The 11,118-nt window shown below is 73.4% G+C and carries 9 protein-coding genes; 2 read left to right on the top strand and 7 right to left on the bottom strand.

The features are described from left to right. Positions 1-116: 116 nt before the first annotated feature. From IEZ17_RS10875 to IEZ17_RS10845, 7 genes are all read right to left on the bottom strand, one after another. Entirely contained in the window at positions 117-1,355 is a 1,239-nt protein-coding gene (locus tag IEZ17_RS10875; RefSeq protein ID WP_189298959.1) for an acyltransferase family protein, read from the bottom strand. 165 nt (positions 1,356-1,520) lie between these two features. Further along, positions 1,521-2,687: an alpha/beta hydrolase gene (locus IEZ17_RS10870; protein ID WP_189298957.1), complete on the bottom strand. Its 1,167-nt coding sequence runs from the start codon at positions 2,685-2,687 to the stop codon at positions 1,521-1,523. A 215-nt stretch (positions 2,688-2,902) separates the two neighbouring features. After that, on the bottom strand, positions 2,903-3,583 hold the full coding sequence (locus IEZ17_RS10865; RefSeq protein ID WP_189298955.1) for a response regulator: 681 nt from the start codon (positions 3,581-3,583) through the stop codon (positions 2,903-2,905). Then, positions 3,580-4,980 (bottom strand): sensor histidine kinase, encoded by a 1,401-nt coding sequence (locus IEZ17_RS10860; RefSeq protein ID WP_189298953.1) that lies wholly within the window; start codon positions 4,978-4,980, stop codon positions 3,580-3,582. The genes IEZ17_RS10865 and IEZ17_RS10860 overlap by 4 nt, the downstream gene beginning before the upstream one ends. A 154-nt stretch (positions 4,981-5,134) precedes the next feature. Continuing rightward, the gene (locus IEZ17_RS10855; protein WP_189298951.1) at positions 5,135-6,013 is read right to left on the bottom strand and encodes a DUF4429 domain-containing protein; all 879 of its coding nucleotides are present in this window, start codon (positions 6,011-6,013) and stop codon (positions 5,135-5,137) included. A gap of 197 nt (positions 6,014-6,210) precedes the next feature. After that, the gene (locus IEZ17_RS10850) at positions 6,211-7,425 is read right to left on the bottom strand and encodes an alpha/beta hydrolase (RefSeq protein ID WP_189298949.1); all 1,215 of its coding nucleotides are present in this window, start codon (positions 7,423-7,425) and stop codon (positions 6,211-6,213) included. Between the two features lie 216 nt (positions 7,426-7,641). Next, positions 7,642-8,298: a TetR family transcriptional regulator gene (locus tag IEZ17_RS10845; protein ID WP_189298947.1), complete on the bottom strand. Its 657-nt coding sequence runs from the start codon at positions 8,296-8,298 to the stop codon at positions 7,642-7,644. Positions 8,299-8,413: 115 nt separating this feature from the next. On the opposite strand from IEZ17_RS10845, the gene IEZ17_RS10840 reads away from it, so the two are divergent. Together IEZ17_RS10840 and IEZ17_RS10835 are read left to right on the top strand one after the other, a co-directional pair. Beyond that, positions 8,414-10,015: an MFS transporter gene (locus IEZ17_RS10840; protein WP_189298945.1), complete on the top strand. Its 1,602-nt coding sequence runs from the start codon at positions 8,414-8,416 to the stop codon at positions 10,013-10,015. A 638-nt stretch (positions 10,016-10,653) separates the two neighbouring features. After that, complete coding sequence (locus tag IEZ17_RS10835) at positions 10,654-11,085, top strand: peptidase inhibitor family I36 protein (protein WP_189298943.1); 432 nt, start codon at positions 10,654-10,656, stop codon at positions 11,083-11,085. Positions 11,086-11,118: the final 33 nt, after the last annotated feature.

Genomic DNA, 11,118 nt, shown 5'->3' with positions numbered 1-11,118 from the left:
CGGCGGTGCCGGCCACGGCGGTCCCGTGGTGCCCCGGTGCCGCCCGGCGCGTGATCGGAGCTGATCGCACGCCGGCCGGTACCGTGCCGGGGCCGGCCCCGCTCCCGCGGGGGCGGTCACGCGAGCCCCAGCGCGAACACCGCGAAGCCGGCCGCCAGGACCGCCGCGACCGCCCGGCGGGCCCGCCCGACGCCGGTCCACGGCGTCTCGAAGCGGCGGGTGACGCACCCGATGAGGACGAGCAGGACGGCGAAGACCGGCAGCCAGGCCAGCCGCGCCAGGATCCAGCCGGGCGCGTCGGGGGCGACGGTCAGACCCGGTACGGCGCCGGCGAAGGAGAACGGCACGGCCGCCGAGAACATCGCGGTCTGGTGCCAGCACAGGATCGTCATCGCACAGAGGTTGATCACCACGACCGGCGCCCACAGCGCGGGCCGGCGCAGCAGCGCGGCCAGCCGGTCGCGGAGCAGGATCGCGGCCCCGGACTGCGCCGCCGCCAGCGCCAGGACCAGCAGCGACGGCGGATGGGAGTTCGTCCGGTCCTGGCCGGGGACGCCGACCATGCTCGCCGGGTAGTGGAAGAACAGCAGCAGCGCGGCGAACAGCGCGGCGCCGCCGAGCAGCAGCGTCCAGGCGGCGCGCCGGCCGAGCCGCCGCTCGCCCCAGGACACGCCGAGCTGATAGGCGAACATCCAGCCGGGCAGCAGATTGAGCAGGCTCAGCCAGGACGGCATGCCCGGTGCGTACGGCCCGTACCGCAGGAAGTCGACGACGGCGACCGCCGCGAGCAGCGGCGCGGCGGCCCATCCGCCCAACCGCCGTGCGGCGCGGGCGCAGTACGGCGTGAGCGCGGTGACCATCACGTACACCCCGACGAACCAGAGCGGCTGGATCACCAGAGTCGCCCCCGTCCGCAGCGTCGCGGCGGGCACTCCCAGGCCGTACAGCAGCGGTACCAGCGCCGCCCAGACGGCGGCGACTCCCAGCACCGGGCGGCCCAGCCGGGCGATCCGGCCGCGCAGCCAGGTGCCGGTGGAGACGCCCCGCGCGCCGGCGCGCCGCAGGGACAGCACCGAGGCATGGCCGCCGACCAGGAAGAAGATGCCGAGCATCTGGAGTAACCAGCTCGCCGGCGCGAGGAAGCCGAGGGCGGTCAGCGGGCTGGCGTTGTGCAGCGCGCCGCCGGCGTCCCGGGTGAAGCCGCCGAGCAGCCAGTGACCGGTGGGGACGGAGAGCAGGGCGAGGGCGCGCAGTCCGTCGACGGCGCGGTCGCGGTCCGCCGGGGTGCGGTCCTCGATGGTGCGGACGGCGGTGCGGACGGTCCGGGTGAGGCGTACGAGAGGTGCGGTGTCCATGGGGCGTCCTTGAGTGGGTGGGTGGATGCCGGGTGCCCGATCGCGAGTGCCCGGTGGTGGGTTCCGGTGCGTGGTGACCGCGTGGCCGGTGCCGGACGGTGACTGCTGACGGGGGAGCGGGGCCGCCGCCTCGGCGGGCGGCACCCGGTGGCCGGCCGGTCGCCGTCAGCGCACCTCGGCGTAGCGGCCCAGCGCGATCGCGGCGAAGTTGCGGAGGGAGTCCGTACCGGGGGCGAGGTATCCGGTGTGGCCCTTGGCCTTCTTGGCGGAGACGGGGCGGGCCCCGAACGCCGGACCGGTGGGATCGGCGCCGTGCCCCAGGCCCAGCAGCTCGACGTTCGGGACGTCGCCGATCCAGTCGGAGGCGTCCCGCGCCGCCCACACCCGGGCCGGGGTGTGCAGCCCCGCCACGTTGTCGTGGCGCATCCCGGGCGAGCCGAAGACCACCAGGTCGGCGATCTCACCGCGTTCCAGGTGCGGCGCGGCAAGCCCGCAGACCACCGATCCGTAGCTGTGGCAGAACACCGCCGGCGCCGGGGTGCCGAGGGCGGCGAGGCCGGACAGGAGGCGGGCCAGCCGGGGAGCGCCGGCCTCGGCGAGCCGGCCGGTCGCCGCGTCCGGACCGAGGCCGACCGGGGTGGTGTAGCCGGCCCAGGCGATCACCGCCGTACGGGTCCCGGGCGCATCCGCCGCCATCTGCCGGCGCAGCGACGCGGCCATTCCGGTCGGGGTGCCGTACGGGTCCTTCGCCCGGTCGAACGACGCCAGGTCGATGTCCGAGCCCGGCACGATCACCGCGGTCCGCTCGGCGGTCGCCAAGTCGCCGTGCACTTCCGCCACTTGACCGCGTCCGCGCGGGTCGAAGGCGAGGATCCGGCGCCCCGGGGCGAGCAGCGCCGCGCAGCGGTCGGCCGCCTTCCTGGCCTGCTGGTGGTCCTGGAGGGTGCCGGCCGGGTCGGTGGCGAGGGCGAGTTGGCGGTCCCGCTCCGCGCGCAGCGCACGGGCGTTGGCCTCGTAGCGCAGGGCGACCGGTGCCCCGTCGAGGTTGCCGACGGTGAGCGGATGCCGGGCGGCGAGGGCCTCCCGCCGGCCGTCGGGCAGCGAGGCGAAGAAGCGGGCGATCTCGGCGGGCGCCGCGGTCGCCGGATCCGGCAGCCGGACACCGAGCGAGTGGTCGGCCCGCCAGGCAGCGGCCCCGGGCGCCGGCCCGGTCACCGCGGTCTGTGCGGTACCGGCCGCCCATCCGCCGGTGCCCGCGACGACGGCCGCCGCCAGTGCGGCGGCGACGACGGTCCGCTTGCTGCGCCGAACGGCGTTCCGCGGCACGGTCATGGTGGTCTCTCCCTCTCCCGGCGGTGTGGCGGAGGGAAAGGTAGGGAGACGGTGTAGGGCGTGACGTCACACCGCGGCGCCAACTCCCGGGTGATACCGGGGTATCGGGTGCCGGTGCGCTCTCGTCCTCGCGGAGGAGAGCGCGGGGGCTGCCCCCAGGAGAGGGGTGGGGCTACCCGGAGAGCGGGGTGGGGTTACCCGGAGGGCGGTCCCCGTCACCGCTCCCCGGGTGCCACCAGACCCGATTCATACGCGAAGATCACGGCCTGGGCGCGGTCCCGCAGCTCCAACTTGGCGAGCACCCGGCCGATATGGGTCTTCACGGTCTGCTCGGCGAGGATCAGGGAGTCGGCGATCTCCTGGTTGGACAGACCGCGGGCGATCAGCTCCAGGACCTCCGTCTCCCGCGGCGTCAGGCCGTTCAGCCGCAGGGAGGCGCGGTCCTTGCGGGGCGCCGGCCGCTGCCGGGCGAAGTCGGCGATCAGCCGCCGGGTCACCGACGGCGCGAGCAGCGCCTCGCCGGCCGCCACCACGCGCACCGCGGAGATCAGATCGGCCGGCGGCGCGTCCTTGAGCAGAAACCCGGACGCGCCCGCCCGCAGCGCCTCGTAGACGTAGTCGTCGACATCGAAGGTGGTCAGCATCAGCACCTTCGGACGGTGGGTGACCCCGATGGGCGGATCGAGCAGCTGACGGGCCGCCTCCAGTCCGTCCATCTCGGGCATCCGGACATCCATCAGCACCACATCGGGGTGCGTCCGCCGGCTCAGCGCCACGCCCTGCACACCGTCCGGGGCGTCACCCACCACATCGATGTCGCTCTGCGCGGCGAGCAGGGCGGCGAAACCCGCCCGCACCATGGCCTGGTCGTCGACGATGATCACGCGCGTGGTCATGCGGAGTCGGAGTCCTTCGCTGAGAGGGGAGCCGCCCCGGAGAGCGGCGCGGAGAGGGGGAGTTGGGCGGCGACCCGGAAGCCGCCGTCGGGCAGCGGCCCGGTGTCGAGCGTGCCGTCCACCAGACGCACCCGCTCCCGCATGCCGATCAGGCCGTGCCCGGTGCCGCTGGTCTCCAGCGGCGCGGACGGCACCGGCGGCACCGGAGGCCGGGAGTTGACGATCAGCACGGTCAGCCGTGCACCGTCCCCGGTCGTCGTCACCGACACCCGGGTCGGCGCGCCCGGCGCATGCCGCACCACATTGGCCAGCGCCTCCTGCACGATGCGGTACGCCGACAGGTCCACCGCCGGTTCCGGCTCCACCAGCTCGTCCGGCAGCACCAACTCGACCGGCACACCGGCCCGTACGGTTGCCTCGACCAGCTTCGGCAGCTGGCCGATGCCCGGCTGCGGGGCCTTCTCCGGGCTGCCCTGCCGCTCCGTCTCCTCGCTGCGCAGCACCCCGAGCAGCCGGCGCATCTCCGCCAGGGACTCGCGCGCGGTGGCGGCGATCGACCCGAACTCCTCCTGGGCCTCCGGGGGTATCCCGCTGATGCGGTAGGGGGCGCTGTCGGCCTGGACCGTGATCACCGACATGTGGTGGGCGACGACATCGTGCAGCTCACGGGCGATACGGGTGCGCTCCTCCAGCAGCGTGCGCCGGGCGCGCTCCGCCTCGCTGATGGTCTCCTGCTCCTGCAACTTCCGCTGGGCGTCGCCGCGTTCCCGCAGGGCGGCGCCCATCAGCAGCATCACGCCGGAGAGGACGAACATCAGCACCCAGGTGCTCTGACTCCTGTCGGGCGCGATCGTCTCGGCGAGGATCCCGGCGGCCCCGGTCGTCAGCCAGACCGCGATCAGGGTGCGCCGGCGCTCGCGCAGCGACAGCGCCAGCATCAGCACGAGATAGCCGACGATCACCATGGGCGGCCAGGGCCAGGTGCGGCCCGCGACCCCGTGGGCGCCGATGAGCGCCACGGCACCGACGACGTCCGCCGCGAAGATCACCCACCACGCCTGGAGCGGCCGGGTCACCGCGAGCAGCAGCGGCACGCTCTGCGCGGTGGCGAGCGCGCCCGCCAGGCCGCCGCTCATGCCGTAGTCGTTGTGCAGGACGTTCACGCCCGACGGCAGCAGGGATACTGTGAACACGAACGCCACGAGGTACGGCAGACGGCGCAGCCAGCGGCTCTGCACACCGGCGAACAGCGGGGTACCGGGACCGGCCGGGGTGCCGAGCTCGACGGCGAGGACGCGCACCGCCTGCCGTGCGGCGCGCAGCGCCCTGGTGCGGGCCGGCTCGTGCCCGTCGCCGCGGGCCGGCTCGCGTGCTGGGGTGGGGGATCGCTTGGACATCGCGAGATCAATGTAAGCGGACCGCCCGCGCACCGGCGTCATACCAGGGTTCGGGGTTCCGGCCCGTACCACGGTATGACGCCCACCCGGCGGACCGCGGCCCGCGCCACCGGTCCCGCCCGGCCCCGTCACCGCCGCCCCGGAGCCCCGCCCCTCAGAGCTCCGCCAGCAACTCCGCCTTCTTCGCGCTGAATTCGGCGTCCGTCAGCAGCCCCGCCTCGTGCAGCTCCCCGAGGTGCCGGATCCGGTCCGCGATGTCGGCGGGGTCCCGGCGGGTCTCCCCGGCCCGGCGCACCGGCTCGCGCTCCGGAACGTCCGGCGCCGGCTCGGCGGCGTGTACGGCCTGCAACACGGAGGCGGCGAACGGCAGCGACTCGTGGACCAGCCCGTAGCCCAGTCCGAAGACCACCGCCGCCGGGTCCTGGTCCGCCTCGCCGGCCCCCGGCTCGCGGGCCCCGCGCTCCAGCAGCCGCAGATAGCCGTTGAAGATCTCCGGCGAGCGCCACTCCACGCCGGACAGCTCGTCCACCGCGAACGTCTGGTCGCCGCTCTTCCACTTGGCCGAGGAGGCGCCCGTCCAGAACCAGCGGAAGGCGACCGACCGGCCGTCGAAGGACGCCTTGCCGTCGTACGCCTTGAAGTGCAGCGGAGGCTCCGGCGCGGCCACGAGGTGGCGCTCGGCGGGCTCCTTCGCGGCGGGCCCCAGCGCCGTGCGCAGCTCGTCGGCGTAGAACTCGGCCAGCGTCTCGCGCTCGGCCGGCAGCACCAGCCGGTACGGGTCGGCGTCCTCCTTGAGCTGTCCGTCCGCGGCCTCCATCAGGGGGTCGGCCCCCTGCCGGGGCGCGGCGTGCAGCACCACCGTGCCGCGCCTGCCCCGGGAGACCTCGACAGACTTCAGCGCCTCGTACGGGATGCGTCGCTCGCCGAGCGCCTGGAACAGCCTCGGCCTGCGGATCCCCCGTTCGAAGCGGATGAGCACGGAGTCCGTGTCGAACTCCCAGACGGCGTGGAAACCGGCCAGCACATCACCCATGTGGCTCATCGTATGCGGGTGGTCGCCCGCCCGTCCCCCTTCCGGACACCTGCGCTACGCGCGTCGCGGGCCTCCCGGTCACCTGCCGGGCGCCTTGCCCTGTTCACGTCACCCGCACCGGCCGCGGTTCCCGCAGGTACGGCCCGTCCCCGGGCGCCGGGCCGTACCTGCGGGCACGGCGGTGCGCATCCCGGCTGTCAGGCCAGGTCCGCGCGGCAGTGGGGGGCGCCGGAAGCGCACTCCACCGACGTGAGGGCGCCGACGCCGACCAGCGCGAAGTTGCGCAGGCTGCGGGTGCCCGGAGCGAAGTAGCCGGCGTGCCCGTCGGCGCCGGCGGCCGACAGGATGCGTGCCCCGAAGGACGGATCGACCGGGTCGGCGCCGTGGCCGAGCCCGCCGACCTCCAGGTACGGCACGTCCTGGATCCAGTCGTCGGCGTCCCGCATCGCCCAGACCCGGGCGTGCGTGCCCAGCCCGGACAGGCTGTCGGCCCGCATACCTGGGCTGCCCGCCACCGCGATGTCGGTGACGTTCTCCGGCAGGTTGCGGGCCGCGACGCCGCACACCACGGACCCGTAGCTGTGGCAGAACAGCGAGACGGAGTCACCGGACGGCAGTGCGTCGACCAGGGTGCGCAGCCGGACCGCGCCGGCCTCGGCGAGCTGTCCGGTGGCGGCCTCGACGCCCACTCCGGCCGGCGTGGTGTAGTCGGCCCAGGCGATCACCGCCGTACGGGCCTGGGGCCGGGCGGACCGCTCGGCGCCGTAGAGGGACTCCGCCATGCCCACGGGGGCGGCGGTCGCCTTGACGGTGCGCTCGAAGGTCGACAGGTTGGTGTCCACACCGGGCACCACCACCGAGACCCGGTCGGCCGTGGTGAGGTCGCCGAAGACCTCCGCGGCCCGGCCGTCGCCCGCCGGGTCGAAGGCCAGGATCTGGCGGCCACTGCTCATCATCGATTCGAGGCGGTGCATCAGCCGGCCCGCCTCCTGGCGGCCGACCGGCGTGAGCCGGTGGTCGCCCATGCGCCGTTTCTCGACGGCGCGGGCGGCGTCGATGGCCATACGGTTGGCGCTGTAGCGCAGCTTCACGGGGGCGCCGCCCATGTTGCCGACGGCCAGCGGGTAGCGGTCCGCGAGCTGCTGGCCCTCGGCCTGGTCGAGCGTGGCGAAGAACGCGCGGACGGTGGCCGGCGCGCTGTCCGGGTCGGGCAGCGGGTGCCCGTGGAACGTGGCGTGCCGCCAGGCGGCTCTGGCCGTGGCCAGGGGGTTGGCGTCGTCCTTGGTGCCTCTGATGGCCGTCCAGCCGGTCATGGCAAGCATCACGAACACCACCACCAGGGCGAGCGAGGCACGCCAGGCGGTGGACTGGAGGAAACCGGAGGAGGGACCGAGGCCCGGGAAAGAAGTCACCGCGGGCCACCCTAGGAGACGCGGGAGGGTGCCTGCTGAGGCCAGTGAGGCATCTCACGTTTCGTGGAGGGTATTTCGACTAAAACGGACACTAAGTGTCTCTATTCGGTGCTCACTCGTGCAGAGTCCATCTCATTGGACAAGGAGCCGATCACGCAGCGGACGAGGGTCGTTACGCCGGGTTGAAGGCGTGTCCATGCCCGGCGGCCGGTGCGCTCAGCGGGTCTTCCAGTCGACGTCGATCGCCGGCCCGATGTGGTCCAGATAGGACTGCGTCAGCTCGCGGATCGCGGCCACGGTGCAGTCCTGGCCCTCGCCCCACACCTTCCCGGCCACCCGCATCACGCCACTGAACGCCGCGACCAGCACCCGCGGGCGGGGGTCGGCGTCCACGTCCAGTCCCTCGCGCCGGGCGATCAACTGGGCGATCTGCTCCTCCAGTTCGGACGAGCGGCGCAGATGCGCCGCGACCAGCGCGGGCGTTGACTCGATCATCTGGTACGAGCGCATGTGCAGGTCCACCGGGATCACCGAGGCGATGGCGTTGCCGATGTCGTCCCAGGCCACCATCACCGCGCTGCGCAGCGCCGTCAGCGGGGCCTCGTCCGCGGGGCGGGCGCGCAGTTCGTCCAGGAAGCGGGCCTCGACCATGTCCTGGACGGCGAAGGCCACGTCCTGCTTGTTGGCGAAGTACCGGAAGAACGTGCGCTGGGAGACGTCCACGGCCTCCGCGATCTCGTCGATCGTCGTCGTCTCGTACCCCTGCTCCGTGAAGAGCTCCAGTGCGGCACGGATCAGGGCGTCGCGGGTGCGCTGCTTCTTGCGTTCGCGCAGGCCGCCGGTGGGTGCCGTCTGCGGCGTCGGGGTCGCCATCCTGCGCCGCCTTTCCCTGGTGTTCCTGCTGCTCAGAATACCTGTGACCTAAACGACAGTTACCGACTCATGAATCACTTTGTCAATTGTCAGTGGCTGACATTAGCCTCGAATCATGAGCTCACAGACCCCGGTCGCCGACGTCGCACCGGAACTTCCCGTACCGGAGCCTCGAAAGGGGCTGCGGGGCCATCCCTGGCTGACCCTCTTCTCCGTCGCCATCGGCGTCATGATGGTGGCGCTCGACGGCACGATCGTCGCCATCGCCAACCCGGCCATCAAGCAGGACCTGGGCGCGTCGCTCGCCGACGTGCAGTGGATCACCAACGGCTACATGCTCGCGCTGGCCGTCTCGCTGATCACCGCCGGCAAGCTCGGCGACCGCTTCGGCCACCGTCAGACCTTCCTCATCGGCATCGTCGGCTTCGCCGCCGCGTCCGGTGCCATCGGCTTCTCCAGCCAGGTCACGCTGGTCATCGTCTTCCGTGTGGTGCAGGGCCTGTTCGGCGCGCTGCTGATGCCCGCCGCGCTGGGTCTGCTGCGCGCCACCTTCCCGGCCGAGAAGCTCAACATGGCCATCGGCATCTGGGGCATGGTCATCGGCGCCTCCACCGCCGGCGGCCCGATAGTCGGCGGACTGCTGGTCGAGCACGTCAGCTGGCAGTCCGTGTTCTTCATCAACGTGCCGGTCGGCGTGCTGGCCCTGATCCTCGGCCTGGTGATCCTCAAGGACCACCGCGCGGAGAACGCCCCCCGCTCCTTCGACATCCCCGGCATCGCGCTGCTGTCCGGCGCGATGTTCTGCCTCATCTGGCCGCTGATCAAGGCGACGGACTGGGGCTGGGGCGACATGAAGACCTGGGGCTTCCTGATCGCCGCCGTCGTCCTCTTCGCGCTCTTCGCCGTCCTGGAGACCAAGGTCCGCGAGCCGCTGATCCCGCTGCGGATGTTCCGCTCCGTGCCGCTGACCGCGGGCACCGTCCTCATGGTGCTGATGGCCTTCGCCTTCATGGGCGGGCTGTTCTTCGTGACGTTCTATCTCCAGAACGTCCACGGCATGAGCCCCGTCGACAGCGGTCTGCACCTGCTGCCGCTGACCGGCATGATGATCGTCGGCTCGCCGCTCGCGGGCGCGCTGATCACCAGGTTCGGCCCCCGGATCCCGCTGGTCGGCGGCATGGTCCTCACCGCCGTCGCCATGTACGGCATGTCCGGTCTGGACACGGGCACCGGCACCGGCCCGATGTCCGTGTGGTTCGCCCTGCTCGGCCTGGGCCTCGCGCCCGTCATGGTCGGCGCCACCGAGGTCATCGTCGGCAACGCCCCGCTGGAGCTGTCCGGTGTGGCCGGCGGTCTCCAGCAGGCCGCCATGCAGGTCGGCGGCAGCCTCGGTACGGCCGTGCTCGGCGCGGTGATGGCCTCCCGCGTCGACAGCCGGCTCCCGGGCAACTGGCAGGCGGCCGGCCTCCCGCCGCTGCCGCCCGAGAAGATGTCCCAGGTGTCCGATGCCGTCTCGGCCGGTATCGCACCGGTGCCGAAGGGCACCCCGCCGGAGTTCGCCCAGAAGATCACCACCGTCGCCCACGACACCTTCGTCTCCGGCATGGGCCTGGCCTTCACGGTGGCCTGCGGTGTGGCGATCGTCGCTGCCGCCGTCGCGGTCCTGACCAAGCGCGGCGCGAACGCCGAGGCGGGCGCCGGCATGGGCCACATCTGACCGGCACCGCCCGGTAGTTGGGGCGCATCGCCCCGGCACCGTACACACCCGAAGAACACGACCGGCGCGCGGCCGGCCCGGGCACCTGTCCCGGCCGGCCGCGCGCCGTCGCGTTGCGCGCGCCGGGCGCCGCGCGCCGGGAGATTGCCCTGGGTGCCGCGCCGGCCCATCCGTACGCCGCCGGACGCCTGCCCACCGCCCGCCGGCCGTCAACCGCCCCGCCCCTCCGCCGTCCGCCGCCACGCGCCGTATGCCAAGGGCGAGTTGGACCCCGCCCGGAGCGCCGAATCCCTCATCCGGATGACCCGATCCGGGAACCACCGCCCGGTGGTGCCTCCTCCTGGGCAGCGGGCACGCCCGACTGCCGTGCGGCGCACGGGAGGAACGGTTTCCGCGCCCGGCCCCCGCGACCCCGCCGCGCGTCAACTGCGCACACCGCGGCGCCGACGGAGAGCCGTGCGGTTATCCACATACCTGATCCGGGTGGAGCCGCCGCCCGGGCCTTGGTGATCGAGCCGCGCCGGCGCCAGGCTCGAAGACGAACCCGCGGCGGGCACCGGCCCGCCGCGGACGCCAACGCCGTGGCCCACCTCCCGTTCCGCGGGAGCTCCACGGCCACGTCACGGGGAGAGGCTCCTATGCGTATCCGTCTGTTCGACACGTTCCACACCACCGCGCTGGTCACCGGCCTGGCCGCACTGGCCGCGGCGCTGGTCACCCCGGCCGCCCTCGGCGCCCCCACCGCGCACGCCGCCGGCGCCGGGCGCACCGCCGGGCGCACCGCCGCGTCCGGCGACTGCTCGGCCGGCCAGCTGTGCCTGTGGCCGACGGCGGACTTCGGCGGCAAGCGGCAGACCTACGAGCTGTCCGGCACCGAGATCGAAAGCTGCGTCTCCCTGCCCAAGGGGGTCACCGCCGCCGCGCTCGCCAACCGCACCGGCCGTCCGGTCACCACCTACCAGAGCGCCGAATGCGCCGAGACCGGCGAATTCGACACCTACCCGGGCGGTGGCAGCTGGGTGCCCCGGTCGCCTTACCAGGTAAGGGCGTTCAAGGTATGGGAGCACTGATCCGGGCCGTGGCGGTGCACGCACCGCACCCCC

The organism is Streptomyces albospinus, assembly GCF_014648695.1.
GTDB classification, from domain to species: domain Bacteria; phylum Actinomycetota; class Actinomycetes; order Streptomycetales; family Streptomycetaceae; genus Streptomyces; species Streptomyces albospinus.
Note: the sequence above shows the minus strand (reverse complement) of the source record. Positions and strands in the feature narration are given on the sequence as shown.